The following is a 25,043-nucleotide window of genomic DNA, read 5'->3' on the forward strand; positions in this document are numbered from 1 at the left end:
ATCTGCAATCTAAAATCTACAAGTTACCAATACTGTCTAATTCTCTTTTTAGCGGTTCGATTTGTTTTGAAAAACGTTCTTTGTCTCGGCCTGTCAAAGATTCTCCAGTTGGAAGATTAAGTCGAAGTGCATCAACCTGTACATTGTTTTTCCAGAAACGATAACAAACGTGTGGGCCGGAAGCAAGTCCTGTGCTTCCTACCAATCCAATTGTTTGTCCCTGAGTAACACGTTGTCCGCGTTTCACTAAAATCTTAGACATGTGTAAATATTGAGTAGAGTAGGTTCCGTTGTGTTTTACCTTTACGAAGTTACCATTTCCAGCCGTGTAACCTGTGGTTTCTACTACTCCTGATGCGGTTGTAGAAATCGGTGTTCCCGTTGGAGCAGCATAATCTGTTCCTTTGTGCGCTTTCCAGGTGTGTTGCACAGGATGAAACCTGTTCATGGTAAATCTCGATGTAATTCTGCTAAACTTAATTGGAGTTTTTAGAAAGAAGTTTTTAAGTGTCCTTCCCTGATCGTCATAATACTCTACTTTTCCTGAAAGAGTATCTTTTTCAAATGGAAAAGCATAAATTATTTTTCCTTTATATTCAAAAAAAGCGGCTTCTAAGTCTTCAACTCCATCGTATACTTTTCCGTTGATAAAACGTTCATTGAAAATAAGTCCGTATCGATCTCCTTTTTTTAGTTTGAAAAAGTCAATAGACCATGAGAACACTTTAGTAATTCTACTGGCTAATGCAGTTTCTACACTTTCGTTTCCTAATGTTTCAGATAAAGAACTTTTTAAAACGCCTCCAATAATTTTACGTTTAAAAGTAACGGGTTTTACTTTTTTATGTGCTTTTGCAATGCTGTCTCTCAGGTCAATTACATAATACGTTAATGCATCTGGCTGATAAATAAAAACCTGCAATTGACTTGCTTTATTTTTAGAGCGAAGAATCGTGTAAGGTTTGTTGTAGCGAATGGTTCTAACGTTGAAAGAATCTTTTATTTGTTCGACAATATCATAAACTTTTTTGTTGCCAATATTTTGGCTTTGAAGCAATGATCCAAATGAATCTCCCTTTTTTATCGTATCCTGAACAATATTATAATCAGCGTAATTAAAGCCAAATTCTATTTTTGTAGGTTGTTTTGGTTTGATAATTTTAGTTTCAACTTTTTCAGCAGTTTTATTGCATGAAATAATAGAAACTAAGGCTATTATAATAACGAATGCTTTTTTCAAACTTTTAGATTTTTTTAGAAATTATACGGTTGTTTCGTTTCCCCAGTTAGACAGTTCATCTTCGGTCCACAATTTAGGAAAAAAGATGCGTCTTTGATATTTTGGATGCATATATTTTTGCCAATCGCTTCCGCCTGTTGCTTCGCCATTTCCTTTACCACTTTCCAGTATGTATTTTCTTGCAGTATTTAAGTGTTGCATTACCCAAGTAATATTTACCGTATAATCGTAATGACGCATTGCTTCGATAAGGGCAGTGTTTAATTGATCTTTTTCAGGAAGCTGCGTAAATTTTTGCCAGATATTTTTGTTTTTGAAGTTCGTAATCTGACGTATGAACTGTTCTTTATATTTGTTTTCGAATTCTTGTAACAAATATGATTTTTTTCCGGTGTGATAATCTTTTCCTGCTGCTTGCCAATACAAGTGCTCAAAACTGGTTTCAAGATCTGTATTTTCATCAAAGGTATCTTTGTATCTGCGATCGGTTAAATTAATAACATCTGTTGAAGCAAATTCAATTAATCGATATTGTGCGCTCTGAAAACCACTTGCCGGAGTAAGCGTATTTCTGAATTTCATGTATTGTTCTACTTCCATACCATTTTCCATAATACTAAAAGAGTTGGTAAGCATGTCGAAGTAACGTGTGATTCTGGATAATCTTTCACTAAAGAAATCGACCTGAATTTCTTTTGTTTCCGCGATTTGATCGATTTCCCACAGAATCATTTTAAAAATCAGTTCATTTACCTGATGATACATGATAAAAACCATTTCATCAGGAAGTGTGGTACGCTGTGTTTGTAAACTTAATAACGCATCAGTTTGTATATAGTCCCAATAAGTAATGGGTTTAGACCAAAGCAGGCCTTCAAGCTGTACATCTGTTTTTTGATTGATAGCTTGAAATTTTAATTCAATTTCTTTTAAAATTGATTCTGAATTATCAGTAAGATTCATTATTTTTTTACTTTAAATGGACTTTTTAATCCTTTGTATTCGTCGAGATCCGCTTTTAGGGAACCGATTGCCAAATCTGCTTTTATTCTAACCGGAACTTTATTGTCGTCGTCTGTGATCCAAAGCGTTACGCTTTCTTTTTCTTTGAAAACTCTTCCCGCTTGTACCAATGGTTTGAACACCATTGTAGAAACGGTTCCAAATTTAGTTGTAATATCTTGACGACCTATATATTTTAACTTAAATTTTGTGATTTCTTCGTCAAAAAACATATCAATCGTTATGGCTTCGCCAGATTTTAATTTGTCGATATTAGGATGATTTCTCAGGTAGTAAAAAGAGGAAATGATATCCTGAACATTATTTGTAAGGACAATGGTTTTTTCCGTTTTACGTTTGTAGTCTTTTACTAAAACTCTGTTTTCACTTTGATTAAAAAAACCTTCCTGATTTTTGGTGTAACCACCTTCGTCAATTTTTCGAACATAGCGATAAGGTTCTCCGGTTTCTTTATCGAAATAACTTTCGTATAAATCTTCGACCTTAAAGAAAAATTTTGACATTCCGGTTGTATAGCCTTTTCCAACAGCATGATGAACTTTTTTGTTGCTTATTGTGGCATCTTTAATTTCTAATGTGGCATATCCGGCATTTATAATTCCGTAGTGAATTCGGAATTTAAAATATTCTCCCGTATCGAAGGCATTTTCTTTTTGAGTATCGAAAGCTAAGGTGCTGAAAACCAAAAGGAGGATGACTAGTTTTTTCATAGTACAATATTTACATTTCATTATAAAGATAAATAAATGCAAATTCTATTCCAAATGTACTGAAACAAAAAAACTCAGTCAAAAATGACTGAGTTTTTATGCTATTAACTAACCAAAAAACTATAAATTATGAAATTTATATCAATTCAGAAGGAAACCACCCCTTCTTGATTTGCGAGTGCAAAGATAGATACAAAGTTCAAAAATAAAATAGCAAAAAGTAAGTTTAACATATCATTTGCATAAAAAGCATCGTTTTACTGCTAATTTTTCTTTTTAATGTAAAAATAATGCGATTTTACAAAGTTCCTCTCAATTCTTGTTCTCTCTCAATTGATTCAAAAAGGGCTTTAAAGTTCCCTGCGCCAAATCCTTTTGCTCCCATTCTTTGAATAATTTCAAAAAATAAGGTTGGTCTGTCCTGAACTGGTTTTGTAAATATCTGCAATAAATAACCATCTTCGTCTGCATCAACCATGATGGCAAGTTTTTCGATTTCGTTGATGTCTTCTTTCATCATGTCCATGTGAACACCAAGTCTTTCCGGAATTGCTTCGTAATAAGTATGTGGAGGCGCGGATAAAAATTCAACACCACGTGCTTTTAGTTGCGAAACGGTTTTTATGATATCATCTGTAGCAATAGCGATATGCTGAATTCCGGGTCCGCCATAAAAATCTAAATATTCTTCGATTTGCGATTTTTTCTTCCCTTCAGCAGGTTCGTTGATTGGGAATTTAATTCTGCCGTTTCCGTTAGACATTACTTTACTCATCAAAGCAGAATATTCTGTTGTGATTTGTTTGTCATCAAAAGATAAGAAATTCACGAATCCCATAACGTCTTCGTAGAATTTTACCCAAGTATTCATTTCATTCCAGCCTACGTTGCCCACCATGTGGTCAATATATTTTAAACCTGTTGGTTCAGGATTGTAGTCAGATTTCCATTCTTTATAGCCTGGAAGGAAAACGCCGTTGTAGTTTTTTCTTTCTACGAAAATGTGTACAGTTTCTCCGTAGGTGTAAATTCCGGAACGAACTACTTCTCCAAATTCATCTTTTTCTACAGTTGGTTCCATAAAAGAACGTGCACCACGTTTTATAGTTTCTTCATAAGCGCTTCTGGCATCTTCTACCCAAAGTGCCGCGACTTTTACACCATCACCATGTTTTTTAAGATGCTCGTGAATTGGTGAATCCTGACTTAATGGTGTAGTCAGAACAATTCTGATTTTATCTTGTTTCAGTACATAAGATGCTCTGTCTCTAACGCCTGTTTCTAATCCTGCATAAGCTAATGATTGATATCCAAAAGCAGTTTTATAATAATGTGCAGATTGTTTTGCATTTCCTACATAGAATTCTACATAGTCTGTTCCTAATAATGGCAAGAAATCTTGTGCTCCTTCAAAGATTTTTTCTAAGCCGTATTCTACTGATTTTACTTCTTTACTCATGATAAGCCCCCTAGCCCCCAAAGGGGGTATTCCTATTAGGGGTCAATAGGATTTTAGTTAATAGTTATGTTAATCTTAGATTCTGTTTTTAAAATGGTATTGAGTATTTCAATTCCCCTTCGGGGTCTAGGCTTCAGTCCAGGATTTGTAATATTGACCATCGTCAAGTCCCATGGCTTCTTCTGTTACCATTAAAGGACGGAAGGTATCGACCATTACGGCTAATTCCTGGGTTTCTTTATGACCAATACTGCGTTCCATTGCTCCTGGTGCAGGACCATGCGGAATTCCTTTTGGGTGTAAAGTGATGTGACCTTGCTCAATATTATTACGGCTCATAAAGTCACCATCAACATAATACAAAACTTCGTCTGAATCTATATTGCTGTGATTGTAAGGTGCCGGAATTGCTTTTGGATGATAATCGTAAAGTCTAGGGCAGAATGAACATACGACAAAAGTTGCTGTTTCAAATGTTTGGTGTACTGGAGGTGGCTGGTGCACACGTCCGGTAATAGGTTCGAAGTTATGAATCGAAAAGCCGTATGGAAAATTGTAGCCGTCCCAACCCACAACATCAAAAGGATGTGTGGCATAAACAACTTCGTGAATCATACCTTCTTTTTTGATTTTAATTAAAAAATCGCCTTTTTCATCATGCGTTTCCAGTTCGTTAGGCAGGATAAAATCGCGTTCGCAAAATGGCGAATGCTCTAGATGCTGACCCGATTGGTTCTTATAACGTTTTGGTGTGTAAAAAGGGGCGAAGGATTCGACAAAAAATAGTCGGTTATCTTCAGTATCAAATTCTATTTGGTAAATAATGCCTCTGGGAATAATAAGGTAGTCGCCATATTCAAACGGAATGTTTCCGAGCATGGTTCTTAATTTTCCTTTTCCTCTGTGAATGAAGATCATTTCATCAGCATCGGCATTTTTGTAAAAATATTTTCGAAGCGATTCTTTTGGAGCTGCAAGTCCTATAATACAGTCTTTATTGACTAATAAAGGTTTGCGGCTGTCTAAAAAGTCGTTTTCCGGTTTTAATTCAAAACCTTTAAAAAGTAATGATTTTATGTTTTTTCCGATTGCAATTTTTGGTTCAACCGAATACGAATTTAAAATTTCTTTAACCTGCGTTGGTCTGTGAACATGGTACGACAATGACGAATGTCCGTGAAAACCTTCGGTACCAAATAACTGTTCGTAATAAAACCCTCCGTTAGGTTTTTCGAATTGTGTGTGTCTTTTTTGAGGGAAATCTCCAAGTTTGTGATATAATGGCATGGCTTTTCAATTAGATAATTTATAATTAGATAATTCGAAAAAGGGTGAATTGTGTGAACAGATAATTAGCACAATCTCTTGGATTGACTAATCATCTCAATTCGGTAGTTTTTATTCAGGATTTCTCTTGATTAAGAATTGAAGATATTCTAATAAACCTGTCCATTTTGTTTTCATTATAACAAATATCGTAATTTTTATTTATTTAAATTATAAAATTAAAATAAAAATCCGACGCTAAACCAAGTGTAATTTTTGGATGTTTCCGGCGACCATGAATGTTTGATTTCGATTGGACCAATAATGGTTTCCAGTCCATAACCAACTGCGTAGCCTGAATATTTAGGCATTGAAACCCAGTCGACAGTAGAAAAAATGTCGTTTCCAAGATTCGCATAATTGGCAGAAAAGTTGATGTGGTTTTTTCTGATGATTTCATAATCAAGAGTAAGCGCTGTTTTTATATAGCTGTTTCCGGAAATACTTAGAAAATCATATCCGTAAAAATAATTAAAGTTGTTGGTTTTGTTATATCCGTATCCACCTAAGAGATAATCAAAAAAGGGTACGCTATTACTGCCAATATTAAACCCGGCTTCTGACTCCAATTTTACTGTGGCTTTTGAAAACAATGTGCTCGCAAAAGCAACTTCTGCTTTTGCAGTCGAAAATGGTTTGAAAGTACCGGTATAATTAGAAGATCCTAAATAGCTCTGTACTTCTGATGAAAAATACAATCCGGAACTTGGAAAATACCGATCATCCATAGAATCATATTTAAGGTAGCCAAAAAGGCTGAAATAGTTGCTTTTTTCGATTAAGTTATCCTCATTAATCAGTGTTGGCGAATTTATTTTTAAATGTTTGTATTCTAAGCCGCCACCCATCAGGAACTTTTGTACAAAAATAGTCTGAAAGTAGGCTTGATTTGTTAAATCCAAGAAGTCAACATTGATAAGGGTTCCAATTGGATTTATAGGAGAGAGATCACTAAAACTTGTTGTGATATTTCTGTTAAACTGATTTAATTTTGAACGAAATCCGAAACTGATATTAAAACCATTTTCGACATAATAGTTGAAATCATATCTGAAATTATCGCCTAAAATCATATCAATTGACGTAACATCATTTTTTAAAAAAGTTTTTTTATGTGTAAGATTTAGCAAAACACCACTTTTGTAAAGTCCGTCATAATGAAGCCCCAGTTTTAAATAAGTTTGTGTTGGGTTTTCCTGTAAAACAAGATCGAGATCGTCATCTTTACCGTTTGCGTTAGGCTGAAGACAATACGAAATGGCACTAAAGTTTTGAGTGGCATCCAGATTGTTCATTCCTGTTTTAAGATCATCGTAAGTAATGGTGCTTCCGGGCTTAAAACGAAGCTTTCCACGAATGTATTCTCTCGTGTAATTGTCTAAACGGTCACTGTTTATTTTTTTGATATGTAAAGTGTCACTGCTGACTTTTAATTTTGGTTTTTTGTAAAAGTTAGTGCTGTCTGCCAGTAATTTAATTTTTTCATAAACAGCAAATGTAGCTTCTTCACCTTTCCTGATTATTTCTTCGCCTTTATCAAATGAAATTACACCGTAGCCGCGAATATCAGGTTTTATATAAATGTCGGTATTTTTTATTTTTCGTTTCATTTTATCAATCGACTGCAGATTGGTAATTTGAACGAGTATTCTGGTCGCATTTTTTAAGCTTTTTCTAGTCAGCAAATCGTCCTGAACATCGACTCCAATGATAATATCGGCACCAAGATTGCGAACTTCCCTGATAGGGTAATTGTTTGCCACTCCGCCATCTACCAATAATTTTCCGTCAATTTCTACAGGAGTAAATAACGAAGGAAATGCTGCACTTGCCATCATTGCCTGTACTAAATTACCTTTGTCCAGTAAAACTTCTTCGCCCGTTTCTATATTAGTTCCCATACATAGAAATGGGATTGGGAGTTTATTGAAATCTCGTACATGTCGCACATTTCGCGTTAAGCTGCTTAGTAAGTTATAATTATACATTCCTTTAGAAAGTGCTTCCGGAATTCCGACTCTGAAATTACTGAAAGGCAAAACGATGGCATATAATTCATCATTTTTTTTGCCATAAAAGTTTTTAGAGGAACGAGGGATGTAATCATTTATAAGTTCATCAAAATCGGTTTTTTTGAAAATAGAATCAATTTGAGCGGCATTGTATCCTGATGCATAAAGACCACCAATGATAGATCCCATACTTGTGCCGCCAATATAATCGATTTTGATTCCGGCTTCTTCTAAAACTTTCAGAACACCAATATGTGCAAAACCTTTTGCTCCGCCACCACTTAAAACCAATCCAATTTTTGGTCTTTTAATACTATCTTTTTTAGTGTCTTGAGAAAATGTTTTTTGAGAAGACACAAAGAAGACACAAAGAAGAATTACTATTTTTAAAACGGATAATTGAAATTTAAATAAAGATGTTATTTCTTGCCAAAGAGCTACTATTCTTAAAACTCTTTTTCTGGATTTTAAAGAAAATCCTTTGGAGCGGGAGCTTGATATGAGTAGTTCTTGTAGATTCATAAAAATAACTAGTTTGTTTTGTAAAAGTCGACAATTTTTTTGGCTTTTGATACTCCAATAACGTCAGATATCTCTTTTTCTGTCGCTAATTTTAATCTTTTAACACTTTTAAAGTGCTGAATTAGAGTTAGCATTGTTTTTTCGCCAATTCCCGGAATGCTTTCTACAGAGGAATTTAGAGCTGCTTTACTTCTTTTATCACGATGAAAAGTGATTCCAAAACGGTGTGCTTCATTTCGCAATTGCTGAATGACTTTTAACGTTTCTGATTTTTTATCTAAGTATAACGGAATCGAATCACCCGGATAAAAGAGTTCTTCAAGGCGTTTTGCAATTCCTATGATTGCAATTTTCCCTCTTAATTCTAATGCATCAATACTTTTTAACGCGGCAGATAATTGACCTTTTCCACCGTCAATAATAATCAATTGAGGCAGGGGCTGATTTTCGTCCAGGAGTCTTTTGTAACGTCGGTATACAATTTCTGTCATCGAAGCAAAATCGTCAGGTCCTTCAACCGTTTTTACATTAAAATGTCGATAATCCTTTTTGCTGGGCTTTCCGTCTTTAAAAACTACGCAGGCTGCAACGGGATTTGTACCCTGAATATTAGAGTTATCAAAACATTCGATATGTCTTGGTTCTGTTGGTAGTCGTAAATCTTTTTGCATCTGAGCCATAATCCGATTAGTATGTCGGTCAGGGTCTACAATTTGCAATTGCTTTAATTGTTCTATTCTAAAAAACTTGGCATTTCGAATTGATAAATCTAAGATTTGTTTTTTATCGCCCAGTTGCGGAACAGTTACTTTAATATTTTCACCAAGATCAATTTCAAACGGAACAATTACTTCTTTTGATAATAATTGAAAACGCTCACGAAGTTCAATAACGGCAAGTTCTAATAATTCTTCATCGCTTTCATCCAGCTTTTTCTTGATTTCCATCGTGTGAGAACGTATGATAGAGCCGTGAGAGATTTGTAAAAAATTTACAAAAGCAGCACTTTCGTCTGATACAATCGAAAACACATCAATATTGGTAATTTTTGAATTGACAATTGTAGATCGGGATTGATAGTTTTCTAAAATTTCTATTTTTTCCTTGATTTTTTGTGCCTCTTCAAATTGTAAATTCTGAGCATATTGTGTCATTAAGCGCTTGAAGTCTTTCATGCTTTCTTTGAAGTTTCCTTTAAGAATTTCGCGGATCGCATTGACTTGTCTTTGATATTCTTCTAAAGATTCTAAACCTTCGCAAGGACCTTTACAATTGCCAATATGATATTCTAAACATACTTTGAATTTTCCGGAATCAATATTAGATTGAGTCAGGTCATAATTGCAGGTACGTAAAGGATAAAGTTCCTTTATTAAATCTAAAATGGTGTGTACCATTTTGAAATTCGTATAAGGGCCAAAATATTCTGAACCGTCTTTTACCATTCTTCGGGTTAAAAATATTCTCGAAAAAGGTTCACGTTTGATACAAATCCACGGATAACTTTTGTCATCACGCAATAAGACATTGTAACGCGGTTGCAGTGTTTTGATTAAATTATTTTCTAATAAAAGTGCATCCGTTTCTGTGGGTACAACAATATGTTTGATGGTTACAATTTTGCGAACCAGTACATTTGTTTTTGCAGTATCGTGAATTTTATTGAAGTAGGAGGAAACACGTTTTTTTAAATTCTTCGCTTTCCCCACATACAATATTTTGTCGTCTTTATCATAATATTGATAAACGCCGGGATTGTCTGGCAAGGTTTGAATCTGTAGTTCTAAAGACGGTTTTTGCATTCTGAATTTGTTTCTGTAGGTACCTGATAAGACTTTTCAAAAATCATTCCGATTTTCAATTCAAGCTTAACATTGATTTAGTTTCAAATTTACGAAATCAAAAGAATAATTTCTATATTTAGATTTTATAATTCTATATGAAAAATAACAAACCCATGATTATTTTTGGCGAATCGATTTTGCCAGGAGAACATAGAACGATAAACGTTGAAATTGCCCGATTGCATACAACTACAAAGCTTAATATTCCTGTAATTGTTCGCCGCTCAAAGCTGGAAGGTCCTGTAGTTTTATTTTCAGCAGGAATTCACGGAGATGAAATAAACGGAATAGAGGCTGTACGCCAGATTATTAGCAAAAAAATAAACCGTCCAACACGAGGTACGATCATTTGTATTCCCATTATAAATATTTATGGTTTTGTAAATAAATCGCGTGAGTTTCCAGACGGGCGTGATTTGAACAGGGTTTTTCCGGGGAGTAAAAAAGGTTCTTTAGCAAGCCGATTTGCTTTTCATATTGTTGCAGAAATTTTACCGATTTTAGATTATGCTGTCGATTTTCATGCCGGTGGAGCGAGCCGTTTTAATGCTCCGCAGATTAGAATCACAGAAAATAATCCGGAATTGAAGCGTTTAGCTGATGTTTTTAATGCTCCGTTTACTTTATATTCTAAACATATTACAGGTTCTTTTAGAAATACTTCTGAAAAGGCCAATGTAAAAATGTTACTTTTTGAAGGCGGAAAATCATTAGATATTAATAATGAAATTGCAAACGAAGCGGTAAAAGGAACGAAGCGTTTGCTTCATTATTTGAATATGCTCGATCCGGATCAGGTGGTCGAAGAAGCAGAAGAACCTTCTATTTACATAAAAAATTCAGTTTGGCTTAGAGCTAAATGTTCCGGCTTATTGCACGATTTTAATATGGTTAGCCGTTTTGTAACAAAAGGAACTATTTTGGCAATTATAACAGATCCGTTTGGTAAGTTTGAGCAAAAAGTAAAAGCACCGCACGATGGTTTTGTTATCAATGCGAATCATTCACCAATTGTTTACGAAGGCGATGCCATTTATCATATTTCTAAAAACACTCCCGAAAATGCCAACGAATAAAAAAGAATTGCGAGCGCAGTATAAAAATCTTCGGAGGGGATTTTCTACAGAAGACATCAACGAAAAAAGTCTTGTTATTGCTAATAATCTGATTGTATTATCGATTTGGGACAAAACTTATTTTCATGTTTTTCTTCCGATAGAGGAGCAGAAAGAAGTAAATACAGAATATGTGTTGCACTTGCTTTCTGGCAGAGATAAAGAAATTGTGATTTCGAAAAGTGATTTTGAAACTAGGGAAATGACTCATTTTTTATTGACGGACAATACTAAAATTAAGAAAAACGAATATAATATTCCGGAACCTGTAAATGGTTTGCCTGTTCCGGTTGATGTTATCGAGGTGGTTTTTGTGCCGCTTTTAGCATTCGATATTTTTGGAAACCGTATTGGTTATGGTAAAGGATTTTATGATAAATTTCTGGCTGGGTGCAAACCGGAAACGATCAAGATTGGACTTTCTGTTTTTGAAGCTGTTAACCAAATAGATGATGTTTTTGAATCTGATGTGAAATTAGATTATTGCGTAACGCCTTTGAGAACCTATACTTTTTAAAGTATTTAGTTTATATTTTAAAAATGATTAACAAATGAAAGGTTTTTCTTTTATATTTGAAAAAAAATAAAACATGAAAAAAACTACATCTTTTATCGAGACTCTTTTTTTAGACACAAAAAATAATAAAGAACTAAACATTATTCGCACCATTTTAATAATTTCTGTAATGTTGTATTGCATAGGTGCTATTGTGGGAAAAGCAGTATCGTATTTTACGCACTAAAAGAGAAAAATTGCTGTGTACTTAAATTTAGTTGGGCTGAAATGATATTTACAATATTGTCTAACGCCTTTAAAAACCTATACTTTCTAAAGTATTGAAGGTTTAGTTTTTCTTTAGTTTAATTTTGGTAAGAATCTTGGCATTAAATTTGGATTGAGCGAAATCACAAATAATTTACCCTAGTACATCCGGAATGCTAGCCATTATTTGAATTAAATCAATTTCTAATTTAAAACCTTCAAACTAATGAAAACTAAAGCATTTTGTGCAATAGCATTCCTTTTACTTATTACTATTAGCTGTAATAAAAGACCCAATCCAGAGCTTTACGAAGAATCAAGCGATATTATAGTATCAAGTCCGGAACAGCCGGATGAGGCGTATATGCCCGAAGAGAATAGCGAAAGTTATACTGCTCTCGAAGAAAACCCTTTTGAATCTCCAAACAAAGAACCACTTTCTACTTTTTCTATAGATGTTGACAATGCTTCTTATACCAACATCAGACGTTTTATAAACGAAGGACAAAAAGTTCCTAAAGACGCGGTTCGCGTTGAAGAAATGATGAATTTCTTTAAATACAATTATCCACAGCCAGACGAACAAAATCCATTCTCCATAAATACCGAATTAAGCGATTCACCGTGGAATAAAAACTCTCAACTGCTAAAAATAGGTTTGCAGGGAAAAAATATCACCATGAATAATTTACCTGCGAGTAACCTTGTTTTTTTGATTGATGTTTCAGGATCGATGAGTGATTCTAATAAACTTCCGTTACTAAAAGAATCAATGAGAATTTTAGTAAAAGAATTGCGTCCTCAGGATAAAGTTTCGATTGTAGTATACGCAGGTTCAGCTGGTGTTGTATTAGATCCAACTTCAGGAGATAAAAAAGACGATATTATTAATGCTTTCGACAGATTAAATGCTGGCGGAAGTACCGCTGGTGGAGAAGGAATTGAGTTGGCGTACCAATTAGCACAGCAAAATTTTATCAAAGAAGGAAACAATAGGGTCGTGATAGCTACAGATGGTGATTTTAATGTAGGGGCTTCTTCCGATTCTGATATGGAAAAATTAATCGAAGACAAAAGGAAATCGGGCGTATTTTTAACCGTTTTAGGATTTGGAATGGGAAATTACAAGGATAGTAAAATGGAGGTTCTGGCTGATAAAGGAAACGGAAACTACGCCTATATTGATAACATTCAGGAAGCCAAACGTTTTTTAGGAAAAGAGTTTAAAGGTTCTATGTTTGCCATTGCAAAAGATGTAAAAATTCAAATTGAATTTAATCCGAAACACGTTCAGGCTTACAGACTGATTGGTTATGAAAATAGAAAGCTTAAAGCAGAAGATTTTAAAAATGATGCTGTTGATGCAGGAGAATTAGGAAGCGGTCATACGGTTACTGCTTTGTATGAAATTATTCCAACAGGTGTTGAAAGCAATTATGTTCCTTCGGATCTAAAGTATACAAAAGTAAAAAACAATGATGCTAACTACAGTGATGAATTGGCAACGGTAAAGTTTAGATATAAAAAACCGGATGGTGATACAAGTATAGAAATGGTACATACTATTGCGAATAAAAACGTAGCACTGGAAAGAAGTTCTCCTGATTTTAAATTTGCAAGTGCCGTAGCATGGTTTGGATTGAAATTAAGAGAATCAAAATATATTTCTAATACTTCAAGTGCTGAAATTAAAAAACTGGCAAAATCAGGATTGGCTCATGATGATGAAGGTTACAGAGCTGAGTTTATACGATTAGTAGATGCTGTAGAATAAGTAAAATAGCATTTTAAAACAAAATCCCAATTTCAAATCATATAGATTGAAATTGGGATTTATTATTTGGTAGCGTTAAATTACTGTTTTACTTCTCTTATCGTTGTGCTGTCAATCCAGCCTTCCGTTCCATCTGTTAATTCAATTTTTTTCCAGGTTCCTAAAGTTTCAATTACATAGACTTTTGCGCCTTCATGTAATAAGAAAATAGCTGATCCTGCTTTTTGAGGTTCACTTCTAACTTCACTCATTTCGGCAAAAACAATCGCAGGACGATCATTTTCGTAATTACTTTTTTCAGATATTCCGGCAGTCACGCTTACGACTAAGGCGACTAAAAGAATAAACATACCTATGAAATAAATTCTTTTTGTTAGCGTCAGTTCCGAAAAATAATAACCGATGAAACTTAGTAAAAATAGAAACGCAATTGCTACAGCAATTTTTGCCCACATATTATAGTCAAAAATAGAAGTAAAGTTCTGAATGAGTTTTTCAAATCCAACTTTAGGAACTTCTTTTATTTCGTCAATCGTTAGTTTTTTAGCAAACTTTAAATTGTTTAATGTTTCAGCATCATTTGGTTTTAGCACCAATGCTTTTTCATAATTGTATATCGAAGGAGCAACTTGATTTAGCTTGTAATAACAATTGGCAAGATTAAAATACAATTCAGCAGAATGTTGTTTATCCTCTTTAATAATGTTTTCATATTCTTCTGCTGCCTGCTTATATTGTCCCTTTTGGTACAAAGCATTTCCTTTTTCAAAGCTCGTTTGAGCAAAGAAAACCTGAGAGATTAATAGAAAGAGATATAGTATATTTTTCATTTTATTATTTTAAAACTGTTAGGTTTGATTTTAAACTAAACAATCTGCTTTTCTAATTCCGAGATAATCAAAACTGCTTTGTCATAATCCTGCTGAATAGAAGCACTCGATGCCGGAGCGTAACGTGCATATTCACAGTTTTCTGTCAAATTAATGAAACTTTGTACAGTCTCAACATTGGCTTTTCGGGATAATAACAGTTCACGAATGTTGTCCTTGCTCATTTCTGAAGTTTCAATATGCAGTTTCGCTTTCAGGAAATTGTGCATTGCTTTTTCAAGGGCAATATAAAATGGTTCTTTGTTATTAAGTTGTTTTTTAGCTTCAGATAAATATTTCTTAGCTAATTTATTGTTCATTCTAATTCTGTTTCCGGTCACATCACCATCAATAGCTTCTTTTCGTTTTTTAGCTAAAATAATGATTGGCAGTATAGCAAATGGCAGGAACAATAATCCCATGTATAATAGGGAATCGTAAAAATCATTTTTAGCTATAGCTACTAAAGTCGTTTTTGATTTTATGTATTTAAATTGGTCTGTCTTAGCGATCACATTTTTAGCAGCGGTAGAAGCAGCAGCTGGTTCAGCCTGCGTTGGACCATCTAAAACATCAATCATAATTTCCGGAGAAGTTATGGTTTTATAAGAACCGGAACTTAAATCAAAATAAGAAAACTGCATTGGCTTAATAGCATATTTTCCTTTGTATTGTGGAATGATAGAATATTTGTCTGTGATTTTTCCTGACATTCCGGATAAAGAAGTTGTTACTTTTTCATCATGAACAGGATCATACATTTCTAAAGCATTAGGAACAACAGGTTTTGGTAAGGTAAATAATTTCATATTACCTGATCCTGATGCACTAACGGTTAATTCCAGACTTTCGCCGTTTTTTAACGTTGTTTTTGATGGTGTAACGGTAAAGTTTAGTTTTCCAACTGCACCGCTAAAACCTTCTGGTTTATTCGATTCAGGAAGAGGGCGTACTGTAATCGTTTTTGCTCCCGCAGATACAACTTTATTGTCATCGGCCAGAATCATTTGTCCAAACATATCACGACGATTGGTTGGCAACTGTACACCAATATCCAGCGAAAGCGGTTCAATAGTAAGCTGACCTGCTTTTTGAGGATATAAAATAGTTTTCTTCAATACTACAAAATAGCATCTTTGTCCCTGATACGTTCCTTCTTCAACAGCTAGTTGTTTGATGTCAATGTTTTGATTCCAAAAATCATTGTACTTCGGTTTTGCCAGTTCCTTAAAACCGGTAACACCAATATTGTTAAAGTATAATTTATAAACGACCGTAATAGGTTCGTTTAGATATGGAGTAGTTTTGGAGATTTCAGCAACTAAATTCAATGTTTCGCTGCCAGTTCCCTGCGGTCTGTCATTTGGATCTCTTTCCTGAGCAACGGCATTTGTAACCACAATTTTTATAGGCGAAGTTTTGTAAACCTGACCATTATATTCAATTGCTGCTTGTTTTATGGTTAAGTTTCCTTTTTGTGCCGGTTGTAAAATATAAGAGTATATTTTTTGAAAAGAACTTCGACCGTTTATCCACGATTGACTTACTTGCTGACTTGGTCCTGCAACAACTCTAAATCCTTCAAAAGCAGGCTGATCAAAATTATCCCCGTCAACATTCATCGTAAAATCAATACGAAGTCTTTCGTTAAGTCCAAGCGTGTTTTTGCTTACTTTGGCCTCAAACTGAACCTGTGCCATAAGCCCTTGAAAGGTGAATAATAAGAGAATTAAATATCTTTTCATTTGGGTTGTTAAATCGTTTTTTTGTTGGTAAACCGTTAAATTGTTTATTTGTTTAATCGTTTCTTTTTTATTGTTGAATAGTAGAATTGTTCATTTGTTAAATCGTATTTAATCATTAAATATTGTAATCATTAAATTTTTCAATTATTCAGTTAAACAAATAAACGATTAAACAGTTCAACAAACAATTACCAGTCTTTTTCTGTTTTTCTAGGATTGCCTTTTACTTTGTCGGCATTTACTTTATCCTGAATTTTCTTTTCTTCATTATTTACGGCATCTAACAAATTCTGAACACGTTCTTTTGAAATTCCGCCCGGCATTGGTTTTGGCTCTCCTTTATTATCTGATTTGTCATCTTTTTTAGGATCGTTTTTACCGTCTTTTTTATCCTTGTCTTTGTCGCCTTTATCGTCTTTTTTCTGATCGTCTTTTCCGTCCTTTTTATCTTTGTCCTTATTGTCGCCGTCTTTTTTCTGATCGTCTTTTTTGTCGTTCTTCTTATCCTTGTCCTTATTGTCTTTTTTATCGTTTTTAGGCGGATTCTCTTTTAGTTTTTGTTTGGCGTAAGCAAAATTATAACGCGTTTCATCGTCAGTAGGATCGTTACGCAAAGCATTTTTATACGCTTCTACTGCCTGCGTATAATCTTTCTCTTTCATGAAAACATTTCCAAGATTATGAAAAGCTTTGTGTTTATCCGTTTTTGTTTTGGCATTTTTTATCGCTTTTGCATAAGCCAATTTAGCTTCGGAAGCTTGATTTTGCTTGTAAATCGTATTTCCTAAATTATATGAAGCAACGCCTCGTTTTGGGAATTTAGATTCTGATATTCTGTAATTTGCCTCTGCATCAACAAATTTATTCTGCTTATATTCTTCATTACCTTCTGGCAATGTTTTGTCTTTTTCCTGAGCAGAAATAGCTAAGGAAACCGTTAGTAAGATATAAAGAAGTAAATTTTTCATTCTGTATTTTTTATTTTTTGCTCCGGTTTTATTGGAGAACTATTTCTTTTCGTTAAATAAATTCAACTCTTTTATCCAGTTTGTTTTTCTTTCTAAAAGGAAAATGTCTAAAAACAATAATAAAAAGGCAAAGCCTATGAACCATTGAAATTGAGATTGAAAGTCTGCCATTTGTGTAGATTCAAATTCCGTTTTCTGAATGTTGTTTAAAGCATTTTTCACATATTCTAAAACTTCTTTCGTATTAGCTCCGTAGATGTAACCTCCTTTTGTAGCTTTAGCAATAGCTTTTAATCCTTCCTGATTTAGCTTGGTAATAACAACTTCGTTATTATTATCTCTTTGGTAGCTCTGTACAACGCCATTCTTTTTAAGTGGAATTGTTCCTCCTTTTTCTGTTCCAACACCAATCGTGATAATTTTCATTCCAATTTTGTTGGCTTCTTCTGCTGCTACGGAAGCACCTTCAGAATGATCTTCTCCATCAGAAATCAGAATTAGTAATTTGCTTGTTTTACTTTTTTCATCAAAGTAAGTCGATGATAATTTGATTGCTTCGTCAAGCGAAGTTCCCTGAGAAGATACCATATCCGGAGACATACTCTGCAAGAACATTTTGGCTACGCTGTAATCTGTTGTAATAGGCAAAACCGGGAAAGCACTTCCTGCGTAAGCGACAATTCCAATTCTGTCACTTCCTAATTGGTTTATGATTTGAGAAACCAATTGTTTACTTTTTTCTAAACGGCTTGGTGCAACATCTTCAGCAAGCATACTTTTGGAAACGTCGACAGCAAAAACAATGTCGATACCTTCACGTTTTACAGTTTCCATCTTAGTTCCAATCTTTGGATTTACTAAACCAATGATTAAGCAGGCAAGAGCTAAAAGTATTACCGTTAATTTTAAGATTGGTTTAAAAACAGAATGCTCAGGGCTCAGTTTTTTAACCATTTCCAAATCACCAAACTCGCGTTGTTTTTTTCTTTTCCAATACAAATTAAAAAAGTAAATACACACCACAATTGGGAGTAAGAATAAAAGATATAAATATTTTTTTTCGTCTAATTCCATTTTTCAATTCTAATTTTCAGTTTCCGGTCACATTTAATTGCTGACGCTCAGACTAAAATATTTAAATAAAGCTTCTGTAAACTGTGTTTCTTAAACCAACTTCTAACAATAATAAAAAGGCCGCAAGTAAAACAAATCCTCTGTATTTTTCGTCGTAATCATAGAATTTTAATTCTTCTATTTCCGTTGTTTCTAATTTATTAATCGAATTATAAATTTGTGCAAGCTTGTCATTGCTGGTGGCTCTAAAATAAGTTCCATCTGTTTTTTGAGCAATGCTTTTCATTAGCTTTTCATCAATCTCCACTTTTTGCATTTTAAACAGAAAATCACCATTTGGACCATAAGCATAAGGAGATGATGCCATTCCATTACTTCCTAATCCAATTGTATATACTTTTATGCCGTATTGTTTTGCGATATCAGCTGCTGTTTCAGGTTCTATAAATCCGGCGTTGTTTACACCATCAGTAAGTAAAATGATTACACGGCTTTTTGCTTTGCTGTCTTTAAGACGATTTACCGCCGTTGCAAGTCCCATTCCAATTCCTGTTCCGTCTTGTAAAAGATTATCGTATTTGATGCCTTTTATCGCTTCCAGAATAATAGCTTTATCACTTGTAACAGGCGTTTTGGTGTACGCTTCAGAAGCATACACGACTAATCCAATTCTGTCGTTAACACGTTCTTCTACGAAATCTGCTGCAACTCTTTTTAAAGCTTCCATACGGTTTGGCTTTAAATCTCTCGCAAGCATACTTCCGGAAACGTCAATTGCCATCACAATATCTATTCCTTTAGTCGTTTTAGTCTGATTGCTGATATCAACCGTTCTTGGTCTTGCCAATGCAACAATTAGTGAGCTTAAACCAATAATTCTAAAAACGTATAAACAAGGTTTTAATTTTGTTAGTAATGATTCGCTGTTTTTAAAGCCCTGAATCGAGCTCATTTTTAATGTAGCCGATTGTTGATTACGTTTCCAGAAAAACCATGCAATGGCAATTGGAATTAATAAAAACAGCCAAAAAAATTCTGGATTTAAAAAAGTTATTTTTCCCATTAGTTAGCCGCTTTTCTAAGTTCAACAGAATGTAATACTCGTTCAGAGATTTCATTGGCATACGTATCGCCTTCTTCGTGTAAAATCATAATTTGCTGTAAGCCCTGATCTTGTTTAAAAAGCAAAATTTCATAATAAGCTTTTGTACTTGTCTTGCTATTCGGATTTAGGATAGACATTGTTCCATATCCTTTTACTCCCGTAATACCTTCGTTAGTCTGAAAATCCTCTTGCTTTACAATGATATTCTGACCGCCTTGAGCTTCAATTACCTTTAAAGAACCTTCTAAAGCTTTTGCTAAATCAATATCTACAGGATTTTTAAATTTACTTGTTGATACTGTAATGTAAAAGTTGTCGATCATACTTCCGTAAACAAAAAGTTGCATTTCTTTAAGCAAAGCCATTGTTTCTTTTGGTAATAGTTTTTCCGTGTCCATACGTTTTAAAACCTTTGGCGTTTCGATAGATACACCAGGATTTCCGTATTCACTCTTTACCCAGTCACCTTCCAGTAATTCTTTTGTTGGGTGCCCGATAAGATTATCTTTTACGTATGTAAAGCCTTTCGTTGCCACAAAAAATGTCGTTGTAGCAGCCAATAAAAACACAACTGTTCCAACTGCAAGCGCAATACGTTTGTTACGTCTTTTTTGCAATTGAATCTTGATTTGTCTTTGGCGCTGTGCTTCGTTTAGTAATTCGTCTTCTTCCGTAGGAAGTTCTGTTGGAATTGCATTATCCAACGTTAAAATTACCTTCTGAATTTTATTACGGTCTTCAGTAATTTCAAAATCCAGAGGTTTAGATTTCGCAAATTTCACTAAATCCGCCTGACGTAAAACACGCTCTAAATTTTCGACAGTTTCAGGTGTCAGCGCCATTTTCTTTTTTGTCGATGCCGTTCTGATTCCCTGAATCAATTCAGAAGTAGTACTTTCCATTGCTGGAATCTGAATCGCCTCTTCAATATAATTACGGGCAATATCCGTTAATTCACTATAGTATTCCTTAACTTCTCCTTTTTGCCAAAGCTCTTTTTTCTCCAGATTGTTTAGCAAACTTGTCGCTTTTTCGATTGGAGTTTTATATACTTCTTCTTCAATCTTTTTCTGCTGGCGTTTTTTTACATACCAATAAACAAAAGCACCAATTCCAAGAATCAAAACCGTAATTAAAACATAAATCCACCAATTGCCAATTCCATTGTCAACGATGGTTATACCTTTAATATCGTACATTTTTTGCTGTAAAGTATCCACTTTTACACTTGCCACTTCAACTCTGACAGAATCGCTAAAAAAAGGTTTTTTATCGATTAGAATCTGAACAGGAGCAATGGTGTATTTTCCAGTATCAAATTGAGTAAGACCATATTTTTTGATCAGCTCGTAAGTGTCATTTTTTTTGATGGTATCAATCGGATACGATTCAATAACCTCTAATGAACCAATGGTTTTAGGCTTTGGGAAAACGACTTTTGATTTTGAACTCACTACCGTTTTAAGTGTTAACTTGAATTCGGTACCAATTTTATTTTTTGTCGTATCAACACTGGTTTCAATCTGTTTTTGTTGTGCAAATACAGCTGAAGACAGTAAAAATAGAAATATGTAAAACTTTAATTTCATTTGATTAACGATTGAAGATTAACGATTTTTGATTTCAGATTATTCTCTGAAATGGAATTTGCATAATTCCAAAAATTATAATCGTCCCTTATTTTTTTTAATTGTTTTTTGATGTTTTAATACCTCAAACAAATATTGATAGTAATTTAATTAATTACTGCTTTTGCTTTTGATAGATTCTTTAAATCTTGTTTGTTCATTCTTTAATTCTTCTTCATTATAAATCAAAATCTAAGAAGTCTAAAGATCTAAGAAGTCTAACTAATCTAAATTATCGTGATTTAAAATACCCCAGCAATTTAGTCACATAATTTTCATCGACTCTGGTGTTAACCACTCCGGCTCCGGATTTACTAAAAGTTTCCTTGAAATAATTGATTCGAGTCTGGTAATGCTTTTCGTAGTTCATTCTCACTGTTTTTGATCCAGTGTCAACCAATTGAACTTTACCCGTTTCAGCATCAAGCATACTTACCATTCCGATGTTTGGAATCTTTTCTTCACGGATGTCATATACGCGAACACCTGTAATGTCGTGCTTTTTAGAAGCAATTTTCAAGGTGTGTTCGTAATCTTCAGACATGAAATCTGAAATCACAAAAACGATCGCTTTCTTTTTTTGTGTTCCCGATAGAAATTTAAAAGCCTGAGATATATCTGTTTTATGGCTTTTTGGTTCAAATTCAATTAGTTCGCGAATAATTCTCAAAACATGTGAACGACCTTTTTTTGGCGGAATGTATAATTCGACATTATCAGAAAACAAGATCAATCCAATTTTGTCATTATTTTGTGTAGCTGAAAAAGCCATCGTTGCCGCAATCTCGGTGACGATGTCTTTTTTGAACTGACTTTTTGAACCAAAACTTTCAGAACCGGAAATATCAACCATTAACATCATGGTCAATTCACGTTCTTCTTCAAAAACTTTTACGTGGGCTTCGTTATAGCGTGCGGTTACATTCCAATCGATGTTACGAATATCATCGCCATATTGGTATTGACGCACTTCGCTAAAAGTCATCCCGCGTCCTTTAAATGAAGAGTGGTATTCTCCCGAAAAGATATGATTACTCAATCTTTTGGTTTTGATTTCTATCTTCCTTACTTTTTTTAAAAGCTCTTTTGTATCCATTTTTTCGGATTGCAGATTGGAGATTTTAGATTTTAGATTCCAATTTAGATTGCATTTTTTAAATCTAAAATCTGCAATCTAAAAATCTAAAATTTTTAAGGTACCTCAATCTCGTTTACAATTTTGTTTATAATGTCTATAGAAGTAACGTTTTCTGCTTCTGCTTCGTACGTGATTCCAATTCTATGACGTAAAACATCATGAACAACTGCACGAACGTCTTCCGGAATTACATATCCGCGACGTTTGATGAAAGCATAACATTTAGCTGCAGTAGCTAAGTTGATACTTCCACGTGGAGAAGCTCCAAAACTGATAAGTGGTTTTAAATCTGCTAGTTTGTATTTCTCTGGATAACGAGTAGCAAAGATGATATCTAAGATGTATTTTTCGATTTTTTCGTCCATGTATACTTCACGAACCGCTTCTTGCGCACGTAAAATTTGTTCTACAGAAACAACAGCATTTACCTTCTCGTATGATCCTTTTAAGTTTTGACGAATTACAAAACGTTCTTCATCAATTTTTGGATAATCGATAACAGTTTTTAGCATAAAACGATCGACCTGAGCTTCAGGAAGCTGGTAAGTTCCTTCTTGCTCCACCGGGTTTTGTGTTGCTAATACCAGGAATGGACGGTCTAGTTTAAAAGTAGTGTCACCAATGGTAACTTGTTTTTCCTGCATCGCCTCTAACAATGCTGACTGAACCTTTGCCGGAGCACGGTTAATCTCATCCGCAAGAACGAAATTAGCAAAAACAGGTCCTTTTTTTATAGAAAATTCATTTGCCTTAATGTTGTAAATCATAGTTCCCACAACATCGGCAGGTAATAAGTCAGGAGTAAACTGAATACGGCTGAAAGAACCCTGAACAGCTTGTGACAAAGTATTAATCGCTAAAGTTTTGGCTAATCCCGGAACACCTTCCAATAAAATGTGCCCTTGACCTAAAAGCCCGATTAATAAACGCTCGACCATGTGTTTTTGGCCCACAATAACTTTGTTCATTTCCATTGTAAGAAGGTCTATAAAAGCACTTTCTCTTTCAATTTTTTCATTTATCGCTCTAATGTCTAAAGTCGTTGTATTTTCTTCCATATAAATATTTTTAATACCTTTTTAAAACGCTGATTTTTATGCCAAACTTTTGAGAGTGCAAATTGAATATTTTTTGATAAGTAAGATGTTAAAGAATGGTTAAAACTTCGACCAATTACCTAATTTTAAGGACGAATTGTGATTCTGTTTTTATATTTTTAAGAACTTTGATGCAGATGCTTTATAAAAGCATTTTTATTACCAAAAATAACGCAATACAACCATGAGCAAAACAGCATTATCACCAATAATTATTGGTACTATGAATTGGGGTGTTTGGGATAAAAACCTTACGCCTAAAGAAATGGAAAACATGATACAAGTTTGTATCGAAAACAAAATCACCACTTTTGATCACGCCGATATTTACGGAGATTATACGACTGAAGCCGATTTTGGAAAAGCATTTCAGGCAAGTAAAATTTCGCGTGAAAAGCTGCAATTAATCACCAAAGCAGGTATTCAATTGACTGGCGCAGGCCGTGAAAACAAAATCAAGCATTATGAGTATTCTAAAGACTACATAATCTGGTCTGTTGAAGAATCATTAAAAAAGCTAAAAACAGATTACGTTGATGTTTTTTTATTGCACAGACCAAGTCCGCTTATGCAGGCAGATGAAATTGCAGAAGCAGTTGAAAAGTTAAAAGCTGATGGGAAAATTATTGATTTTGGATTGTCAAACTTTACAAGTTCACAAACAGAATTAATTCGTCAAAAAACAGAAGTGAGTTTTAATCAGGTACAATTTTCGGCTACGAATTTTGAACCAATGGTTGACGGAAGTTTTGACTATATGCAGACAAAAGGAATTCGTCCGTTGTCATGGAATCCTCTTGGAACCGTGTTCAGAGAAGATACGAAGAAAACACGTCGTTTGAAAAAATTATTGGCAGAACTGGTTAAAAAATACGGTTTTGGTTCCGATACACTTTTACTTGCCTGGATCTTAAAACATCCTGCAAAAGTTATTCCTATCGCCGGAACAGTAAACATTGCCAGAATTCAATCGCTAATGAAAGCTGTTGAGCTTGAAATGGATAAAGAAGACTGGTTCGCGATCTGGACAGAAAGTATGGGCGACGATGTGCCTTAATTGAGATATTTTAAAATGATACGATTAGAAAAATTCGATGAAGAGTTTTATCCAGAATTGATTAATTCCATCAAAGATGCAAAAGAATTAATGCAATTTGGCGGACCAGAATTTACTTTTCCGTTAACGGAAGAGCAAATAGATAAAACACTTTCTGATGAAAATAGAATTGCTTTTAGAGTTGTAAATACTTCAAATAATACTACGATAGGACATTCTGAAATTTATTTTAAAGATGATTCTGCAAAACTTGGACGAATTCTTATTGTTGATAAAAATCAAAGAGGAAGAGGTGTTGGTGAGCAAATGGTAATTTTATTAATAGAATTTATTTTTGAAAATCGAAATGAGCGAAGAATCGAATTGAATGTTTTTGATTTTAATATTGGTGCTATAAAATGTTATGAAAAGGTTGGGTTTGTTATTAAACCTGATAAAAAACTAATAAGAGAAGTAGAAGGTGAAACTTGGACAGCGCTTAATATGGTATTGAATTTGGAAGTATGGAAGAATAGAATTTGAATATATTTTGCCACTCTTACTAGCAATTGGGAGCGACAAAAAAAAATAAAAA

At 34.0% G+C, this 25,043-nt stretch carries 21 protein-coding genes; 6 read left to right on the forward strand and 15 right to left on the reverse strand.

From position 1 onward, the window contains the following. Window positions 1-16 precede the first annotated feature (16 nt). From B0A66_RS04380 to uvrC, 7 genes are all read right to left on the reverse strand, one after another. Window positions 17-1,240 carry a peptidoglycan DD-metalloendopeptidase family protein gene (locus B0A66_RS04380; protein ID WP_089048627.1) on the reverse strand — a complete coding sequence of 408 codons (1,224 nt, stop codon included), beginning with the start codon at window positions 1,238-1,240 and terminating at the stop codon, window positions 17-19. A gap of 21 nt (window positions 1,241-1,261) precedes the next feature. After that, window positions 1,262-2,203 (reverse strand): tryptophan 2,3-dioxygenase family protein, encoded by a 942-nt coding sequence (locus B0A66_RS04385; RefSeq protein WP_089048628.1) that lies wholly within the window; start codon window positions 2,201-2,203, stop codon window positions 1,262-1,264. Further along, a complete protein-coding gene (locus tag B0A66_RS04390) occupies window positions 2,203-2,973 on the reverse strand; it encodes a DUF3108 domain-containing protein (RefSeq protein WP_089048629.1) in 771 nt (256 codons plus the stop codon). The genes B0A66_RS04385 and B0A66_RS04390 overlap by 1 nt, the downstream gene beginning before the upstream one ends. A 298-nt stretch (window positions 2,974-3,271) precedes the next feature. Continuing rightward, entirely contained in the window at window positions 3,272-4,432 is a 1,161-nt protein-coding gene (gene hppD / locus B0A66_RS04395; protein WP_089048630.1) for a 4-hydroxyphenylpyruvate dioxygenase, read from the reverse strand. A gap of 126 nt (window positions 4,433-4,558) precedes the next feature. Then, the gene (locus B0A66_RS04400) at window positions 4,559-5,719 is read right to left on the reverse strand and encodes a homogentisate 1,2-dioxygenase (RefSeq protein WP_089048631.1); all 1,161 of its coding nucleotides are present in this window, start codon (window positions 5,717-5,719) and stop codon (window positions 4,559-4,561) included. 218 nt (window positions 5,720-5,937) lie between these two features. Further along, the gene (locus tag B0A66_RS04405) at window positions 5,938-8,292 is read right to left on the reverse strand and encodes a patatin-like phospholipase family protein (RefSeq protein ID WP_089048632.1); all 2,355 of its coding nucleotides are present in this window, start codon (window positions 8,290-8,292) and stop codon (window positions 5,938-5,940) included. Between the two features lie 8 nt (window positions 8,293-8,300). Further along, the gene (uvrC, locus tag B0A66_RS04410) at window positions 8,301-10,094 is read right to left on the reverse strand and encodes an excinuclease ABC subunit UvrC (protein WP_089048633.1); all 1,794 of its coding nucleotides are present in this window, start codon (window positions 10,092-10,094) and stop codon (window positions 8,301-8,303) included. 137 nt (window positions 10,095-10,231) lie between these two features. On the opposite strand from uvrC, the gene B0A66_RS04415 reads away from it, so the two are divergent. The 4 genes from B0A66_RS04415 to B0A66_RS04425 all read left to right on the forward strand — a co-directional run bounded on the left by B0A66_RS04415 (window position 10,232) and on the right by B0A66_RS04425 (window position 13,788). Beyond that, entirely contained in the window at window positions 10,232-11,212 is a 981-nt protein-coding gene (locus B0A66_RS04415) for a succinylglutamate desuccinylase/aspartoacylase family protein (RefSeq protein ID WP_089048634.1), read from the forward strand. Further along, window positions 11,199-11,768 (forward strand): 5-formyltetrahydrofolate cyclo-ligase, encoded by a 570-nt coding sequence (locus tag B0A66_RS04420; protein ID WP_089048635.1) that lies wholly within the window; start codon window positions 11,199-11,201, stop codon window positions 11,766-11,768. The genes B0A66_RS04415 and B0A66_RS04420 overlap by 14 nt, the downstream gene beginning before the upstream one ends. A 73-nt stretch (window positions 11,769-11,841) precedes the next feature. Beyond that, entirely contained in the window at window positions 11,842-11,994 is a 153-nt protein-coding gene (locus tag B0A66_RS22810; RefSeq protein WP_165766581.1) for a hypothetical protein, read from the forward strand. 246 nt (window positions 11,995-12,240) lie between these two features. Then, window positions 12,241-13,788, forward strand: a complete 1,548-nt coding sequence (locus B0A66_RS04425; RefSeq protein ID WP_089048636.1) for a vWA domain-containing protein — start codon at window positions 12,241-12,243, stop codon at window positions 13,786-13,788. A gap of 80 nt (window positions 13,789-13,868) precedes the next feature. Here the strand turns inward: B0A66_RS04425 and B0A66_RS04430 are convergent, their stop codons facing one another. The 8 genes from B0A66_RS04430 to B0A66_RS04465 form a co-directional block, all read right to left on the reverse strand. Beyond that, window positions 13,869-14,618, reverse strand: a complete 750-nt coding sequence (locus B0A66_RS04430) for a tetratricopeptide repeat protein (protein ID WP_089048637.1) — start codon at window positions 14,616-14,618, stop codon at window positions 13,869-13,871. 35 nt (window positions 14,619-14,653) lie between these two features. Beyond that, window positions 14,654-16,402, reverse strand: coding sequence for a BatD family protein (locus B0A66_RS04435; protein ID WP_089048638.1), 1,749 nt, complete (start codon window positions 16,400-16,402; stop codon window positions 14,654-14,656). 188 nt (window positions 16,403-16,590) lie between these two features. Further along, window positions 16,591-17,370, reverse strand: a complete 780-nt coding sequence (locus B0A66_RS04440; protein ID WP_089048639.1) for a tetratricopeptide repeat protein — start codon at window positions 17,368-17,370, stop codon at window positions 16,591-16,593. Window positions 17,371-17,409: 39 nt separating this feature from the next. Beyond that, window positions 17,410-18,444, reverse strand: coding sequence for a vWA domain-containing protein (locus B0A66_RS04445; protein ID WP_089048640.1), 1,035 nt, complete (start codon window positions 18,442-18,444; stop codon window positions 17,410-17,412). Window positions 18,445-18,505: 61 nt separating this feature from the next. Continuing rightward, window positions 18,506-19,507, reverse strand: coding sequence for a vWA domain-containing protein (locus B0A66_RS04450; protein ID WP_089048641.1), 1,002 nt, complete (start codon window positions 19,505-19,507; stop codon window positions 18,506-18,508). Further along, window positions 19,507-21,138, reverse strand: a complete 1,632-nt coding sequence (locus B0A66_RS04455; RefSeq protein ID WP_089048642.1) for a hypothetical protein — start codon at window positions 21,136-21,138, stop codon at window positions 19,507-19,509. The genes B0A66_RS04450 and B0A66_RS04455 overlap by 1 nt, the downstream gene beginning before the upstream one ends. A gap of 271 nt (window positions 21,139-21,409) precedes the next feature. Beyond that, entirely contained in the window at window positions 21,410-22,273 is an 864-nt protein-coding gene (locus B0A66_RS04460; RefSeq protein ID WP_089048643.1) for a DUF58 domain-containing protein, read from the reverse strand. A gap of 95 nt (window positions 22,274-22,368) precedes the next feature. Beyond that, a complete protein-coding gene (locus tag B0A66_RS04465) occupies window positions 22,369-23,373 on the reverse strand; it encodes an AAA family ATPase (RefSeq protein ID WP_089048644.1) in 1,005 nt (334 codons plus the stop codon). Window positions 23,374-23,596: 223 nt separating this feature from the next. Between B0A66_RS04465 and B0A66_RS04470 the strand changes: the two genes are divergently transcribed. Beyond that, window positions 23,597-24,469 carry an aldo/keto reductase gene (locus B0A66_RS04470; RefSeq protein WP_089048645.1) on the forward strand — a complete coding sequence of 291 codons (873 nt, stop codon included), beginning with the start codon at window positions 23,597-23,599 and terminating at the stop codon, window positions 24,467-24,469. A 15-nt stretch (window positions 24,470-24,484) separates the two neighbouring features. Beyond that, complete coding sequence (locus tag B0A66_RS04475; RefSeq protein ID WP_089048646.1) at window positions 24,485-24,991, forward strand: GNAT family N-acetyltransferase; 507 nt, start codon at window positions 24,485-24,487, stop codon at window positions 24,989-24,991. Window positions 24,992-25,043: the final 52 nt, after the last annotated feature.

Source organism: Flavobacterium hercynium, from assembly GCF_002217285.1.
GTDB lineage: Bacteria > Bacteroidota > Bacteroidia > Flavobacteriales > Flavobacteriaceae > Flavobacterium > Flavobacterium hercynium.